Source organism: Sulfurihydrogenibium sp., assembly GCF_027448985.1.
Classification (GTDB): domain Bacteria; phylum Aquificota; class Aquificia; order Aquificales; family Hydrogenothermaceae; genus Sulfurihydrogenibium.
This window is the reverse complement of sequence record NZ_DAIDMN010000006.1, coordinates 1-15,013: the sequence shown is the minus strand read 5'-3', so window position 1 is coordinate 15,013 and position 15,013 is coordinate 1. Positions and strand designations below refer to the sequence as shown.

Annotated in this window: 17 protein-coding genes; 8 read left to right on the top strand and 9 right to left on the bottom strand. The window is 31.7% G+C overall.

Going from position 1 to position 15,013, the window contains the following annotated elements; all coding sequences use genetic code 11:
- Window position 1 precedes the first annotated feature (1 nt).
- The 8 genes from NE054_RS01215 to NE054_RS01180 form a co-directional block, all read right to left on the bottom strand.
- Window positions 2-1,201, bottom strand: a complete 1,200-nt coding sequence (locus tag NE054_RS01215) for an argininosuccinate synthase (protein WP_297887410.1) — start codon at window positions 1,199-1,201, stop codon at window positions 2-4.
- Between the two features lie 184 nt (window positions 1,202-1,385).
- A complete protein-coding gene (locus NE054_RS01210; protein ID WP_297887408.1) occupies window positions 1,386-2,054 on the bottom strand; it encodes a bacterio-opsin activator in 669 nt (222 codons plus the stop codon).
- Between the two features lie 27 nt (window positions 2,055-2,081).
- Window positions 2,082-2,993, bottom strand: coding sequence for a KaiC domain-containing protein (locus tag NE054_RS01205; RefSeq protein ID WP_297887406.1), 912 nt, complete (start codon window positions 2,991-2,993; stop codon window positions 2,082-2,084).
- 108 nt (window positions 2,994-3,101) lie between these two features.
- A complete protein-coding gene (recG, locus tag NE054_RS01200) occupies window positions 3,102-5,507 on the bottom strand; it encodes an ATP-dependent DNA helicase RecG (protein WP_297887404.1) in 2,406 nt (801 codons plus the stop codon).
- Window positions 5,485-5,706 (bottom strand): hypothetical protein, encoded by a 222-nt coding sequence (locus NE054_RS01195; RefSeq protein WP_297887402.1) that lies wholly within the window; start codon window positions 5,704-5,706, stop codon window positions 5,485-5,487. The genes recG and NE054_RS01195 overlap by 23 nt, the downstream gene beginning before the upstream one ends.
- A 9-nt stretch (window positions 5,707-5,715) precedes the next feature.
- Complete coding sequence (locus NE054_RS01190; RefSeq protein ID WP_297887400.1) at window positions 5,716-6,198, bottom strand: DUF29 domain-containing protein; 483 nt, start codon at window positions 6,196-6,198, stop codon at window positions 5,716-5,718.
- 2 nt (window positions 6,199-6,200) lie between these two features.
- The gene (gene ispF / locus NE054_RS01185) at window positions 6,201-6,683 is read right to left on the bottom strand and encodes a 2-C-methyl-D-erythritol 2,4-cyclodiphosphate synthase (protein ID WP_297887396.1); all 483 of its coding nucleotides are present in this window, start codon (window positions 6,681-6,683) and stop codon (window positions 6,201-6,203) included.
- Complete coding sequence (locus NE054_RS01180) at window positions 6,674-7,513, bottom strand: NAD(+)/NADH kinase (protein WP_297887394.1); 840 nt, start codon at window positions 7,511-7,513, stop codon at window positions 6,674-6,676. Before NE054_RS01180 ends, ispF begins: the two co-directional genes overlap by 10 nt.
- 116 nt (window positions 7,514-7,629) lie before the next feature.
- Here NE054_RS01180 and NE054_RS01175 point away from each other — a divergent pair, with 116 nt between their 5' ends.
- The 3 genes from NE054_RS01175 to NE054_RS01165 are packed head-to-tail and all read left to right on the top strand — an operon-like array spanning window position 7,630 to window position 10,852.
- Window positions 7,630-8,364, top strand: a complete 735-nt coding sequence (locus NE054_RS01175; protein WP_297887392.1) for a C40 family peptidase — start codon at window positions 7,630-7,632, stop codon at window positions 8,362-8,364.
- Window positions 8,351-8,887: an ATP-dependent protease subunit HslV gene (hslV, locus tag NE054_RS01170; RefSeq protein ID WP_297887390.1), complete on the top strand. Its 537-nt coding sequence runs from the start codon at window positions 8,351-8,353 to the stop codon at window positions 8,885-8,887. The genes NE054_RS01175 and hslV overlap by 14 nt, the downstream gene beginning before the upstream one ends.
- Window positions 8,888-8,890: 3 nt before the next feature.
- Window positions 8,891-10,852, top strand: coding sequence for a hypothetical protein (locus NE054_RS01165; protein ID WP_297887388.1), 1,962 nt, complete (start codon window positions 8,891-8,893; stop codon window positions 10,850-10,852).
- Here the strand turns inward: NE054_RS01165 and hemH are convergent.
- Window positions 10,836-11,837 carry a ferrochelatase gene (gene hemH / locus NE054_RS01160; RefSeq protein WP_297887386.1) on the bottom strand — a complete coding sequence of 334 codons (1,002 nt, stop codon included), beginning with the start codon at window positions 11,835-11,837 and terminating at the stop codon, window positions 10,836-10,838. The two genes, NE054_RS01165 and hemH, sit on opposite strands and share 17 nt — an antisense overlap.
- 100 nt (window positions 11,838-11,937) lie before the next feature.
- On the opposite strand from hemH, the gene NE054_RS01155 reads away from it, so the two are divergent.
- From NE054_RS01155 to NE054_RS01135, 5 genes are all read left to right on the top strand, one after another.
- Window positions 11,938-12,426, top strand: coding sequence for an HIT domain-containing protein (locus tag NE054_RS01155; RefSeq protein ID WP_297887384.1), 489 nt, complete (start codon window positions 11,938-11,940; stop codon window positions 12,424-12,426).
- Entirely contained in the window at window positions 12,416-12,736 is a 321-nt protein-coding gene (locus NE054_RS01150) for a LapA family protein (RefSeq protein WP_297887382.1), read from the top strand. The genes NE054_RS01155 and NE054_RS01150 overlap by 11 nt, the downstream gene beginning before the upstream one ends.
- A 34-nt stretch (window positions 12,737-12,770) precedes the next feature.
- Window positions 12,771-13,568, top strand: a complete 798-nt coding sequence (locus tag NE054_RS01145; protein ID WP_297887380.1) for a 2-amino-3,7-dideoxy-D-threo-hept-6-ulosonate synthase — start codon at window positions 12,771-12,773, stop codon at window positions 13,566-13,568.
- Between the two features lie 69 nt (window positions 13,569-13,637).
- Window positions 13,638-14,234, top strand: coding sequence for a hypothetical protein (locus NE054_RS01140; protein WP_297887378.1), 597 nt, complete (start codon window positions 13,638-13,640; stop codon window positions 14,232-14,234).
- A 162-nt stretch (window positions 14,235-14,396) separates the two neighbouring features.
- On the top strand, window positions 14,397-15,013 hold a 617-nt coding region (locus NE054_RS01135), incomplete at its 3' end, for an AI-2E family transporter (protein ID WP_297887376.1).

Here is a 15,013-nt window from a genome sequence, read left to right as displayed (position 1 = left end):
TTTACCTCTTGTTTGATCTTGCAAATACTTTTAAAGGTAATGCCCATACTTTTGTAAATGCACCTCCTGCTTTATGGTCAAATGCATCTTTAGGGCTATAAGTTGCAAGGTCTTCACTGTACAAGGAGTTTGGTGATTTTCTTCCTACTATTTTAAAACTTCCTTTGTAAAGTTTTATTCTTACTGTTCCATTTACTACTTTTGCTATTTCGTTGTTGAATGCGTCTAACGATTCTCTTAATTTAGAAAACCATAGTCCTTCGTAAACTATTTCTGCATATGGATGTGAGATATGGTCTTTTTTGTAATGGTAAGTAAATCTATCTAAAACTATACTTTCCAATTCATCGTAAGATGCTATAAGTATTAAACCAGCAGGAGATTCATAAACTTCTCTTGTTTTTATCCCTACCAATCTGTTTTCTACCATATCTATTCTGCCTACACCATGCTTTCCAGCTATCTCGTTTAAGTCCCAAATGAGTTTCCAAAGTTGGTCATACTCTTTACCGTTGAGTTTTATTGGTGTTCCTTCTTTAAATTCTATTTCTATGTACTCAGGTGTATCAGGTGCTTTTTCCGGAGATACGGTAATCTCAAATGCATCTTCGGGAGGTTCTGTCCATGGGTCTTCCAATGGACCAGCTTCTATTGCAACTCCCCATAGATTCCTATCGTAGGAGTATGGTTTTTCTTTTGTTGCTTTTACAGGAATTCCATGTTTTAAGGCGTAGTCTATCTCTTCTTCTCTCGATTTGAATTCCCATTCCCTAACAGGTGCTAAAACTTCTATATCTGGGTCTAATGCCCAAACAGATGCTTCAAATCTTACTTGGTCGTTTCCTTTTCCAGTTGAACCATGAGCCACGTAATGAGCATTCTCTTTATGGGCTATTTCAACAAGTTTTTTTGCAATCAAAGGTCTTGATAAGGAAGATAGTAAAGTGTATTTTCCTTCATATAAAGCGGTTGCTCTCATCAAAGGAATACAGTACTCTCTGGCAAACTCCTCTTTTATATCATCTATTATAGCTTTTACCGCACCAGCTTTTAAAGCTTTTTCTTCTATTTCTGAAAGTTCTTCTCCTTGTCCTACATCTGCTGTGTAGGTTATAACCTCAAAACCTCTATCCGTAAGCCAACGAACTATTACGGAAGTATCAAGTCCACCTGAATAAGCAAGAACTACTCTTTTCTTCATAAAAAGCCTCCGGTCTGTTAAAAATTTTTAATCTATTATACCATTGTAACAAACCGGAGTTTTTGTTTGAATCTGTGAACCACCCGCCACTTATAGAAGTGGGGGCTTCTTGCTTCCTTCTTTTAGTTTTTCCACATCTACTATGATAACAACCTTACCGTTATTTTAACGATTTTAATTTTAGTTAAATTGAGTACATACCCTCTTCTTTGCTACTTAAAACTTGCTTTATCTCATGTAAGAGCATTGCAGGAGTTTTTACAGGATACTGTATTTTGTTTAAAATCTCAGCTGCATCGTGTCCTTTTATTTTTAAATCTTTTAGTTTTTCTATAAGTTCAATTGAATCGTTTATTGGATATTTAATACCTTTAGTATGTTTTAAAACCATGTAAGCCCAAGGAATATCAAGTATTTTCGCAACTTCTTCAGATACAATTTGGCAGTAATGAACAAGCGTTTCTGCATCTTGTCCTTCTTTCACCATTTTGTAGGCAAGTTTAGCTATTCCACCAGCTGTGTGAACTTTCATCTCTTTTAGTTCTTCTTTTGCAAGTTCTTCCAGCTTTTTAATTTTCTCCAAAGCTAAAGTAGGGTCCGCTCTTAAAATGTTTCTTACTGTGTTTTTTGTAAGTCCTACTTTTTCTGCTATCTCTTCTTCTGTTTTTAGATACTCATCTCTCAAAACTATAACGTAAGAAGCTCTTGCAAGAGAAGGGAGCCATGTCAAAGTCCTATATTCTGCCAATTTACTTAATCCACCTAATAAATCGATGGATTTGAAAAACACTCTACTAACTAAATGTTCTACATCTTGTTGATTTTCTGGAATTCCTGTGATTTCTACTACCATATCTTTCTACCTCCTAAACAAATTTTTTTACTTTCCTATCGGTTCTTTTATGACAACTAATCCGGTTTCGGTGATTTCTAAAAAGTGTGTTTTTGTATCGTGTCCTGACATTCTACAACCATCTATTCTAAAAAGTCTTACTATATCTCCTATCTCTTTTTTATATAATTTTGCTTTAAATGGAGAGTCTATCAACTCTTTTGCCAATACCATCGTTCCGTCTACTATATGACCTACGGCGTATCCTCCAGCTGCTTCTGCTGTTAACTCTTCATGTCCGCTTCTTTTTTGGGAAACAAATAAAGCTGTTTGATACCATTTTTTCATAAAATTAAAAAGTCTTCTAACTATAGCTCTTGCCATCATTTCTTTGTTTTCAAACAGTCCTGTCACAGAATCTATCACTGTAAATTTTACTTTATAGTTTTGTATCACATATGCAAGAGTTGCAAGTAAATCCGGAACATTTTCCCTTATTTTCGTGGAAGATGCAGCATCTATGAGTATTATGTTATCTTGAAATTCATCAAAATTAAGTCCCATTGCTGATGCTCTTAGTTTTAAAGATGCTACTACAAAGTTGGCTGGAGATTCTACAGTGATAAATGCTACTTTATTTCCTTTACTTGCTTGATGAACTGTAAACTGTTCTACCATGAGTGATTTTCCGGTATCAGATACACCAGTTATATTCATCACAGAGTAAGCAGGAATACCTCCTAACGTCTTTTTAACTATTTTTCCACCTTCAGATGTTACGATAAAGAATAAATCATCTAAGCCTTCTACTCCCGTTGATACTCCATAAATTTTTGGTGCTTTTTCTAATGCTTGAGAACCTGTAAAGACAGCTTTTAAATCCGGCTCAGGTTTATGATACTCTCCTGATTGTGTTTCAAACTCTTCTTTTTCTTCTATTTCTTCTCTTTTTTTTGCCATAAAAGCCTCCTTGTTTATAGTATCTTTTCAGAATTTTCTAAATCAAAATATATATCTTTTTTTCTTGAAAATCAACTTTATAAAAAAATAAAATTAGGATTATTAAAATTATGCAACATTTACTAAATCAAATTTTTGAGCGTACTTTTTGAAGATGATATCTTTTAATTCTTTATGGTTTTCTAAAGTTGGGTCTTTTTCTATTAGTTGTTGAGCTTCTTTGGTTGCTATGTTTAATATTTCTTCATCTCTTTTTAGGTCTGCTAATGCAAACCCGCTTTCTCCGGATTGTCTTACTCCGGCTATGTCTCCGGTTCCCCTGAGCTCTAAATCTTTCTCTGCAATTTCAAAGCCGTTGTTGGTTTTTACCAGGATTTTTAATCTTTCGAGAGTTTTTAATCTGGATTTTTCTTTGGATGGTTCTTGTTGAGGTGTAGAAAGTTCATCGGGAGCTATTAAAAAGCAGTATCCTTCGTACTGTCCTCTTCCTATCCTTCCTCTAAGTTGGTGTATTTGAGATAATCCAAATCTATGAGCTTCTTCTATCACCATAACTGTAGCATTTGGCACATCTACTCCTACTTCTATAACAGTTGTTGATACTAAGATTTGGGCTTTTCCTTCTTTAAATTCTTCCATAATTCTATCTTTTTCTTCTTGTTTCATCTTTCCATGGAGTAAAACTACTTTGTAATCTTTAAATACTTCTTGATAGTGTTTGAAACCTTCTTCTGCTGATTTTAAATCTGTTTTTTCTGATTCTTGTATAAGTGGATAGACGACAAATGCTTGTCTTCCTTTTTTTAATTCCTCTCTCAATACGGTGTAAAGTTTTTCTCTTTCTCTTTCAAATAAGATGATAGTTTTAACTGGTTTTCTTCCTTTTGGTAGTTCATCGAGTTTTGATATATCTAAATCTCCGTAGTATGCAAGCGCCAACGTTCTTGGGATAGGTGTTGCTGTCATAACCATAACGTGTGGTTTTTTTTCCGCTCTTTCTATCAACGCTTTTCTTTGTTCTACTCCAAATCTGTGCTGTTCATCAACTACAACCAACGCTAAATCCTTGAATCTAACTTTTTCTTCGATTAAAGCATGTGTTCCTATAACTACTTTTATTATTCCTTCTTCTATCGCTTTGTAAAGTTTTTTCTTTTCAGAATTTGATAAGCTACCTGTTAGCAGTGCTATCTCATAATCTTTTAAATATGGTTTTAAAAACGTTTTGAAGTTGTTATAGTGTTGTTGAGCTAATATTTCTGTAGGAGCCATAACTGCTGCTTGATAACCGTTTAATGCTACCGCTAAGGATGCTATTGCTGCTACTACCGTTTTACCACTTCCTACATCTCCAAGTACCATCCGGTTCATAGGTATGTCTTTTTCCATATCGGTTAAAACTTCTTTTATAGTTCTTCTTTGAGCGTTGGTTAGTTCAAATGGTAGTTTTTTTTCTACGTTTTGACTAAAGTTTTCTTCTGTTTTTATTGTATAAGAAGGGTTTTTTTGAAGTAAAGCTTTTCTGTATTTTTGAGCAAGTTGAAGTAGGAAAAGTTCATCGAATATAAGTCTTTTTTGGTGTATATCTTGAAAGTTGTTAAGGTCTTCGATATCTGAGTTTTCATCGGGATGGTGTATGAACTTTAATGAGCGTGCCAAATCCGGAAAGTTGTATTTTTTTAGGATGTAATCCGGAATGTATTCTTTAACATCTGAAAATTTTTCAACTATTTTAAACATTCCTCTTCTTAAATGGTTTATTGTTTGTCCGGTTATTTTTATGGAACTATCCCCCCTAAGGGAATACACTGGAACTATTGTATCTATTTGGTCTTCTTTAACTTCTAATATATCAGGCTGGATTAAAGAGAAATTTTTTTTATAAACGCTTACTTTTCCAAATAGTTTTACTGTTTTTCCTTTCCTGAAGTATGTATAAAGGTAGGGTTTATCGTAGAAAAACAAAGCTGAAAATTTAATGTTATCCTGTTTTAGTATAACTTCTACTTTTAACTTTCCTCTGTTTACCTTTTTTATATCTTCTACTTCTGCGTAGAATGTTCCGGATTCTCCATCTTTAACTTTAAGTATTTTTTTTACTCTTCTGTCTTCGTATCTATCTGGAAAGTTATAAAGAGCTTGGTAAACATTTTCTACCATTATCTTTTTAAAAGATTTTTTTTCTAATGTAGATAAAATGCTTAAATTGTTGATAGAGTATTTTTCAAGGTCAGATAACCTATATTTATTTTCTATTTTTTCTTGTTTACTATTTGAATTTAACTGTTTGTAAGGTGTTGAGTTTAGATGGGATAGTATTATTCTCAAGAAGTCTCTTTTTTTAGCCGGATTCATACTATCTAAAAGGTAAAGGTCTTGAATTATACCATCCGGAATTTTTCCTCTAAGTAAAGGAAGTAGCGTTTCACTTAAAGCCTTTACCCTTGATAAGTATGTATCGTCGGAGTCTAAAAGTTTTTCTATTATACTTTTAGCCGGATTGTTGTTTTCCATACTCTGCTATAAAGTTTTTTAATTCTTCAACAAATTGATGTGGGTCATGTCCGTAGTTAATAGCTGCAATCTGTAATCTTTCGTGAGGTTTACATGCGCATACGTTACAGTACATATTTTTAGATTCAAAAAATCTTCTTGTGAATGGGTACTTTCTTAGAACTTGCTCTACGGTTGTATCTAAGTTTATGTCTTTCATGAAATCCTCCTAAATTTGTCTGTTTAATGCCTCTTCGTATGTGTATGGACATTTTTCCGGAATATTGTAATCATCTGGATTTCTGTCGTTCTCATCAAGCCAGTTTTGAAGTCTCACAACAGCATCATCCCAAGCTTTATCAATTTCTGATGGTAATTTTACTTTCAATGAAGGGTACCATTTAAAGAGTTTTTCCAACTCTCTTCTTGCATTTCTAACGCTTCTAATCCAGCTTTTTCCAACTGTATCTCCTCCAGCCAAATCTTTAAAGTTATCCAATTTATAAAGATGTTCTAAAATAACGGCTAAATAACTTATGCAAGCTTTTAAATCACTTCTTCCCATATCTTCTATCTCCTCAAGCAGATTGTCCCAATCTACCAACTCGTAGGCTTTGTCTTTTAAAAGTTGTAGGTTTATATCAACCCACAGAGGAAAATCTTTATCGTACAACTTTTTTAGTTCCTCTTTTAATATATTTATAGTCTCCATAATCAGTCCTCCTTGCTTACCAATACTACTACATAACATGCAGCTGCATTTCTTTGTCCTATACTGTCTAATTTTTCATTCGTTTTTGCTTTTACAAAAACTCTATCTTTTTCTATTTTAAGCACTTTTGCTGTATTTTCTATAATCTTTTCTCTAAACGGCAAAATCTTTGGTTTTTCTATTATTATAACGCTGTCGATGTTGATAATTTTATATTTTTTATCATCTAAAATTTTTTTTGCTTCTTTTAAGAAGATTTCACTTGGCAGATTTTTATACTGTAGGTCTGTATCCGGAAAAAGCTCTCCTATATCACCAAAACCTATAGCTCCCAACAGAGCGTCAGTTAAGGCATGAAAAAGTATGTCTCCATCAGAGTGAGCTAAAAACCCTTTATCAGATGGTATCTCAACACCCCCGATGATAAGTTTTCTACCTTCTTCTAACTTATGTAAATCAAACCCAATACCGATTCTTATTTCCAATTTAACTTCTCTCTTAAAATATCAAAATAATTTTTATTAGGTGTTTTTACGATGTAAGTATAGTATGGAGATTGTTTAACTATTATTTCATCACCATAAAAAAGTTGTGTTCCTTCTTGACCATCCAATGTAAGCCATGCATCTTTTTCTTTTGAGACAATTTTTATTTTTATAGGTTCTATTGTAGGTAATATAATTGGTCTATCTGTTAATGTATGAGGACAGATTGGTACTAAAATAAAAACCTCTAAAGATGGGTAAACTATGGGTCCACCAGCTGAAAGAGCGTATGCAGTAGAACCGTTAGGAGTTGCAACTATAACACCATCACCATTGTAAGTAGTTATATACCTATCTCCAACGTAAACAGCTACGTCAACAATCCTTGCTAAAATCGCCTTATTTACTACAACATCATTTAACACGTCTATTTTTAAAATTTCCTTTCCATCCCTTTTTAAAATAGCCCTTAACATCATTCTTTTTGAAACACATAAAGGTTTTGACAGTATCTCTTGAAGTCTCTCAAACGCTTCCTCTTTATTTATTTCTGTTAAAAATCCAAGTCTTCCTAAATTAACTCCAATTAAAGGAATTCCATATTTTGACACCCTTCTTGCTGCAATCAACAAAGAACCATCTCCACCAACAACTATTAAAGCATCAATACTTTTTATACTTTCCTTTTCCAAATCTTCAACTTTTTCTATCACTTCACAAAAGATTCCATTTTCGATAAACCATTGGTTTAACTTTTGAGAAAACTCTTTAGCTTCATCACTGTTTTTAGAAAAAATAGCTAACTTTTTATACATAGGTAAAATGTTCATTTTACACAAACAACTCCTAGATTTACTAAAATTATTATAATGTTAAAGAAAAAAGTTTACAAACCGAAAATATACTGTTATAATTTTTGACAGTCATAAAGAATAGGGGGAAACGCATGAAAGCCATTAAAAAAATGATAGGTATTTTTTTAAGTTCTGCAATACTAATGGTACCATCCATAGCGGAAGCCAAAACGAAGAAGGTAAATAAAAAAGAAACAAAACATATTACTTATCACCATAAAAAATCAGTTTCATCAAAATATTCAAAACATAATAAAAAGTACTCAAAATCAAAAGCTAACTTTGAAAAAGTTTCTTACTCTTATGGACCTAAAACATACAGGAATGATTTACAGCCAAATCAAGACATATATAAATATGCAATTGGTTTATTAGGTACAAGGTATAGGTTTGGTGGTGATAGTATAAATGGTATAGATTGCTCTTCTTTTGTTCAACACGTTTTTGAACTTGCAGGATACAAAATGCCAAGGACAGCAAGAGAGCAAGCACTATATGGATATTTTGTAAGTAGAGATAATTTAAAACCTGGAGACCTTCTTTTCTTTGCAACATATGCAAGATACCCTTCTCATGTAGGTATATACATAGGAAACGGTAAGATGATTCATGCTTCTTCAAGAGGCGGAAAAGTGGAAGTGACAGATATCAACCAAGACTATTACGTAAGAAGATTTTTATTTGCTAAAAGAATCCCAGCAGATACCAAAGAGTTGGTTCCTCAAGATACTCAAGATACATTGGATGATATAGATGCTTATATAAAAGATATCAAACAAGAAGACCCTATAGCAAAAATTATTAAGGAGAAAGATGGAAAAAATTAAAAGTACAACGATCTTGGTTGTTAGAAAAAATGGAAAAACCGTAATGGCAGGTGATGGTCAGGTTACACTTGGTTCTTCCGTTATGAAACAGTCTGCAAGAAAAGTAAGGAAGTTAAACGAAGGAAAAATAGTGGTTGGTTTTGCAGGTAGTGCAGCTGATGGTCTTGCTTTGATGGAAAGATTAGAAGAAAAATTAAACAAGTATAGAGGAAATCTAGTAAAATCTGCTGTAGAGCTTGCAAAAGATTGGCGATTGGACAAGTATTTAAGAAGATTAGAAGCGGTTATGATTGCTGCAGATAAAGATAACATCCTTCTTTTATCTGGAAACGGAGATGTGATAGAACCTGATGAGCCAGTTTTAGCAATAGGTTCAGGTGGAGATTACGCAAGGTCTGCAGCTTTAGCTCTTTATCGAAATACAGATTTAGATGCAAGAAAAATTGTTGAAGAAGCTATGAAAATAGCCGGAGAAATATGTATTTACACCAACACAAATTTCGTTATAGAAGAAATAGAATAAAAATTGGATGAAATCTTTGTTGAAGTAGCTGTTCCAGTTGCTTTATACGATACTTTTATTTATAAGGTTCCGTTACCTTTCAAAAAAGAAGATTTAATAGGAAGAAAGGTAAAAGTACCTTTCAAATATGTTAAACATTACGGAATAATTCTTAAAGTTCAGGAAAACACAGATTTACAAGAGATAAAAGATGTTTTTTCCGTAGAAGAAAAGGTTTTTACTCAAAAGGAAATAAACATTTTAAGAGAGATTTCAGATTTTTATATATCACCTATTGGACTTACAATTGATTACTTTGTTCCGGATAAAATAAGAGAGAAAAATATAAAAGATGAATTTTTAGGTAAAGTTTTCTCAGTGAAACATACAGAAGATTCTTTTAAACATCTAACTCAAAAACAAAAAGAACTTATTAACTTGTTTTTAGAAAACGATTATTTAACCTATCAAGATATAAAACAATCCGGATTTGATAAAAAAACTCTAAATTCATTGATATCCAAAGGTTTAGTAGAAGTTAAAGAAGGCTTTACCTTTTTTAAAGATTTAACATTTTCATCAAAAGAAAAATTAGTTTATGAAGAAGTAAAATCATTAGAAAACAGAATTTACCTCTTTGATGAGTTTTATCCGGAAAAAAGGTTTAACTACTATATTCACTTGGCTAAAAAGTTAGATGGTAAAGGAGTTCACATCGTTTTACCATCTGTAGAGCTATGTAATCTTTACTACAAAGAGTTTTCAAAAAGGTTTAAAAATGTGGAAATTTATCATGACGAACTTTCTTTAACTCATCAATGGAACGTATGGCAAAAAGCTACGAAAGAAAGTTTAATTTTGATAGGAACTATATCTTCTATGTTAATACCACTTAAAGATTTAAAGGTTTTTATAGTGGAAGAAGAAGATTCAAAGGTTTACAAAGTAAAAAGAACACCTAAAGTGGATGTAAAGAGAGTTGCATACTACATACATAAAGAAAAAAAAGTACCTGTGATTCTTGCTTCTTCCATTCCATCTTTGGAAAGTTTTTTATCTTTTAAAAAAGGTCAGATAATTCCTCTTATCAGTACCAACCCTATTTTTATTAAAAACTTAAAAGTTATACCTCACAAAAATATAAACGAAGACCTTATTAAGATAAAAGAAATCGTTTTAAAAAGCAAAAATACTTTGATAGTTGCAAATAAAGGATATTATTCTTCTTTTTTGTTCTGTGAAAGGTGTGGTTGGCAAGCCAACTGTCAAAAATGTGGTTTTCATTTAACTGTTCATATAGAAAACGGAAAAAAGTACCTTGAATGTAGCAGATGTAAATCAAAATATGAGTACATATCCACCTGTCCTGAATGTGATTTTAGGTTAACAGAATCCGGATTTGGAAAAGAAAAAATAGAGATTTCTTTAAAAAAAACGATTTCACAGGATTTTTGGAACAAATTTAAGGTAGTAAGTAGTGTTGAACTTAAAACTTTAACATTAGGAAAGTATGAGTCTGTAATAAATGTTTATCCAGATTTTCTATTAGAGTTTCCGGATTTTAGGTCTTCTGAGTTCTTTTTAAGAAAGGTTTTTTTACCTTTAACAGTTTGTATAAAAAATTATATAATCATAACAAACCAAGAAAAATATATTTTACAGTATATAAACCATAACACTGTAAATATAAAAGCATTTTTAGAAAAAGAACTTGAAAAAAGGAAAAAATTAAGACTTCCACCTTTTATAAAAACCGTAAAGTTAGAAATAGAAAACTTTAAATTAAAAACTGAAATTTTAGATAGTTTTATTTTAAACTTTTTCAAAAATTTAAATCTACTGAAAAAAATTCTATCTGACAACAAAGGGCTTTACATTTTTGAGTACAAAAAAGAAGAAGAAAAAACTCTTTTCAAAGAGTTTTACAAAGAGGCTTCAAAGAGATTTAAAGTGTCTATAGAAGTCAATCCTATAGATTTTGAATAACTATATTCTTCAAAGCGTTGATAAATTTTGGATGAGTTTTTAAAGTCGGAATCCGGATAAAATTTTCAACTCCAAGCTCTTTTGCCATACTTCCGTATAAATAATCAAGTTCGTATAAAGTTTCAGAATGTTCAGATACAAAACTAACAGGAATAACAACTAAATTCTTAACTCCTTCTTTTGCAAGTCTTTCTATTTCTTGGTCTGTAAATGGTTCTAACCATTTTACTGGTCCTACTTTAGATTGATAAGCTAAAGAGTATCTAACACCTTTAAAATGCTCCATTATCAACTCTACCGTTTTTTCTGTCTGTTTTTTATAAGGGTCTCCATCTAAAATAATTTTTTCCGGAAGACTATGAGCTGTAAATAAAAAGTAATAATCTTTAAAATTCTTAGATAAGTTTTCTCGAATGTTTTCTACCATCGCTTGTATATAATCCGGATTATCAAAATAACAGTTTATCTTTTTTATAGGGATATTAGAAGAATAGTAGTAAGGACTTTTGACACCTTTTAGGGTTGATATAACGGTGTATTTACCTGATTTTATATACTTTTTAATTTTTCTATCAAACTCGTTAAAAGAAGAGCCTGTTGTTGTCCTACTGTATTGGGGATAAAGTGGAAGTAAGATAATCTGTTTTATATCTTCTTTAAAAAGTTCGTCTAACGCTTCTTCTGTAAAAGGATGCCAGTATCTCATAGCTACAACAACTTTAAAATTTTCTCCAAGAACATTTTGTAGTTCTCTTGCCTGCTGGAGAGTTTGTTCTTTCTGGGGAGATTTGCCACCCATTATCTCATAATACTTTTTTGTTTTTTTACCTCTAATCCTTGAAATTAAAAAAGCAACTGGTTTTTGTATTAGTTTTGGAAGTTGTATAATATCATGGTCGGAAAAAAGGTTGTATAAAAAAGGTTGTACCGCATCTAAACTATCTGGACCACCCATATTAAGCAAAACTACACCTACTTTTTTCATTTTCCACCTTGAAAATTTTGTTTTATAATTTATAACATAAAAGTTTAGAGGAAAGATACATAAACTGTAAAAAATACCTTGTAATCCGGAGGTTTAAACGATGGAAAGGTTATACTCACCTTGGAGGTCTCAGTATATTGAAGGGTTAAGCAAGTCTGACGGTTGCTTTTTGTGTAACGCATTTAAAGAAAACGATGACGAAAAGAACCTTATTTTATACAGAGGGAAAAATGCATTTATAATAATGAACCTTTTTCCTTACAATGCAGGACATTTAATGGTCTGTCCAAACGAGCATATAGGAGATTTTACAAAAATTGATGAAGAAACAATGTGTGAAATATCTTTACTAACTCAAAAAATGGTAAAACTATTAAAAAAAGTTTTAAATCCGGATGGATTTAACATAGGCTACAACATAGGAAAATCAGCAGGAGCCGGACTTGAAACCCACATACATAACCATGTAGTTCCACGATGGAACGGAGACACAAACTTTATGCCTGTTTTAGGAGAAGTTAGAGTAATCTCTCAAGACTTAAAAGAAATCTACCAAAAATTAAAGGAAGGACTTAAAGATGTTAGGTAAAATTAGACTTATTATCTGGCTTTTTATTCTTTTATTAGTTGCATACTTTGTAGCGATGAATACAACCACTGTAAGCATTAACCTTGTACCTGGTTATCAAACTGTTCCTATGCCGTTATCTATCATTATTATTTTTAGTACTATAATTGGTGCAATCTTAGCATTAATTTTAACGATAGGAGATTGGATAAAGTTTAAATTGGAGATAAATAAACTAAATAAACAACTTCAAAACTGTGAAAAAGAAAAACAGCTATTAATTCAAAAAGAATCAACTCAAAATCAAGTTGATAGTAAAAGTAATGTATAATAATCTTAAAAAATTTTTTGGAGGTTCTTCGTTAATGTCCATAGGAAAGAAAGTTAGATTGGAAAGAATTATAAATAGAGACACAGGAAAAACTGTTTTAGTACCTATGGACCACGGTGTAAGCTCAGGTCCAATGAAAGGTATAGTAAATCTTAAAGAAACAGTTCAAAAAATAGCGGAAGGTGGAGCAAACGGAATAATATTACACAAAGGAATGGTAGAAGCTGGACACAGAGGAAAAGGAAAAGATGTTGGTCTTATAATTCACATGTCAGCATCTACAGATTTATCTTTAAGAAAAAACGATAAAGTTTTAGTGTGCACCGTAGAAGAAGCGATTAAACTTGGAGCAGATGCTGTCTCCATTCATGTTAATATAGGTGCAGAAGACGAAAAACAGATGTTAAAAGACTTTGGAGAAGTTTCTAAAAAATGTCTTGAATGGCAGATGCCATTACTTGCGATGATGTATTACAGAGGTCCGGAAGTAAAAAACCCTTACGACCCAAAAGCTATTGCTCACATAGCAAGAATTGCCGCAGAACTTGGAGCGGATATAGTAAAAGTTCCTTACACAGGAGACCCTGAAACATTCAAACAGGTAGTGGAAGGATGTCCTGTTCCGGTGGTAATAGCCGGAGGACCAAAAGTAGACTCAGATGAAGCTTTATTGAAAATGGTTTACGATGCAGTGGTAGTAGCCGGATGTGCCGGATTATCCATAGGAAGAAACATATTCCAGCATGAAGATGTTGCAAAAATAACTACTGTTCTTTCTAAAATAGTCCACGAAGGAATAACAGTAGAAGAAGCGTTAGAGTTATTAAAATGATGTTATTGATTTTTAAGGGAAAAAGATATATATTTAACAGTTGTAAGTGTTTCATTTAGAGGTATATCGATGGATATTGATAAAATTGTAGAAAAATTAAAAGAAGCTATAACAGGAGAAATAAAGACGGAATTTTCCTTATTTAAAGCCGAAGTATCCGGTCAACTAAAAGGTTTTGCCCTTGCTATAGAAAACATGAACGTTAGACTATCAAACGTAGAAAGTGATTTAAGACATATAAGAGAAGAGTTAAAAGAAACCAATAAAAGAATCGATGATGTTAGAACTGAGTTAACAGCAAGAATTGATGAAACCAACAAAAGAATTGACGAAACTAATAAAAGAATCGATGACATCAGAGCTGAATTAACAGCAAGAATTGACGAAACTAACAAAAGAATTGATGAGACTAACAAAAGAATTGATGAGACTAACAAAAGAATTGATGAAACCAACAAAAGAATTGATGATGTAAAAGCAGAACTGACAGCAAGAATTGATGAAACCAACAAAAGAATTGATTTTACGAATCAACGGATAGATAACGTTATGTACCAACTTACCGATATAAGAGCCGATTTAAAAGAAGCATTGGAGCTAAAAAGATTTACAGAAGATGCTATACTAAGGATAGAAAGACTTGAAGCAAAAGTGTTTACAGTTTAAAAAATATGGTTTATAATTAGATTTTAAACATTTAAGGAGGTGTGTTATGGAAGCTTGGTTAGCGTTTATCATCATGACAGCATTTACAATTTTAACAGGAATTATAGTGTTTGCAGCAGGAGCACTAAAGAAAAGTGAAGAATAATAATTGAAGGAGATTTTTTGTTTTCCAATTATGAGAAGTTAGGAAATATATTTTTTCTTATTTCCTTTCTTCTTTTTCTTTTTTTAGGATACGTTATTTTTAGTCCTTTTATAGGTCTAATTTTAGTTTCTATTTTGCTGGTTACCATATTCTATCCTATCCATTTAAAAATAAAAGCTAAATTAAGAAACGAAATATTTTCTTCGTTAATTTCAAGTTTAATAATTTTATTTTTTATTCTTCTTCCACTTGGTGTAATTGTGTTCTTTTTAACCAAAGAGATAGTGGATTTGTATCCTTTGGTATCTAATTATATATCTAATCCGGATTTAATCCTTGAAAAGATAAAATCAGTTCCTTTTTTATATGATGTTTACAACAGGGTTCAAAATGAGATAATAAACAAAATGAATAACAACATTCATGAAACTCTAATTAACTATTTAAAAGGTTTTGCTTCTGCATTGTTTGATTTTGCTAAAGCTTTTTTAACAAACGTTGTCATACTTTCTATTGGTATTTTCATATTAATATTAAATATTTTCTTTCTGTTTAAAGATGGGGAAAAACTTTATCGATTGGTTCATTCAATAATTCCTCTACAAAAAGAAGAAAAAGATTTTCTGTTTAAAAA

Coding starts and splice junctions, on each gene's coding strand:
- NE054_RS01215 (WP_297887410.1), bottom strand. CDS start 1,201: ATGAAGAAAAGAGTAGTTCTTGCTTATTCAGGTGGACTTGATACTTCC.
- NE054_RS01210 (WP_297887408.1), bottom strand. CDS start 2,054: ATGGTAGTAGAAATCACAGGAATTCCAGAAAATCAACAAGATGTAGAA.
- NE054_RS01205 (WP_297887406.1), bottom strand. CDS start 2,993: ATGGCAAAAAAAAGAGAAGAAATAGAAGAAAAAGAAGAGTTTGAAACA.
- recG (WP_297887404.1), bottom strand. CDS start 5,507: ATGGAAAACAACAATCCGGCTAAAAGTATAATAGAAAAACTTTTAGAC.
- NE054_RS01195 (WP_297887402.1), bottom strand. CDS start 5,706: ATGAAAGACATAAACTTAGATACAACCGTAGAGCAAGTTCTAAGAAAG.
- NE054_RS01190 (WP_297887400.1), bottom strand. CDS start 6,198: ATGGAGACTATAAATATATTAAAAGAGGAACTAAAAAAGTTGTACGAT.
- NE054_RS01180 (WP_297887394.1), bottom strand. CDS start 7,513: ATGAACATTTTACCTATGTATAAAAAGTTAGCTATTTTTTCTAAAAAC.
- NE054_RS01175 (WP_297887392.1), top strand. CDS start 7,630: ATGAAAGCCATTAAAAAAATGATAGGTATTTTTTTAAGTTCTGCAATA.
- hslV (WP_297887390.1), top strand. CDS start 8,351: ATGGAAAAAATTAAAAGTACAACGATCTTGGTTGTTAGAAAAAATGGA.
- hemH (WP_297887386.1), bottom strand. CDS start 11,837: ATGAAAAAAGTAGGTGTAGTTTTGCTTAATATGGGTGGTCCAGATAGT.
- NE054_RS01155 (WP_297887384.1), top strand. CDS start 11,938: ATGGAAAGGTTATACTCACCTTGGAGGTCTCAGTATATTGAAGGGTTA.
- NE054_RS01150 (WP_297887382.1), top strand. CDS start 12,416: ATGTTAGGTAAAATTAGACTTATTATCTGGCTTTTTATTCTTTTATTA.
- NE054_RS01145 (WP_297887380.1), top strand. CDS start 12,771: ATGTCCATAGGAAAGAAAGTTAGATTGGAAAGAATTATAAATAGAGAC.
- NE054_RS01140 (WP_297887378.1), top strand. CDS start 13,638: ATGGATATTGATAAAATTGTAGAAAAATTAAAAGAAGCTATAACAGGA.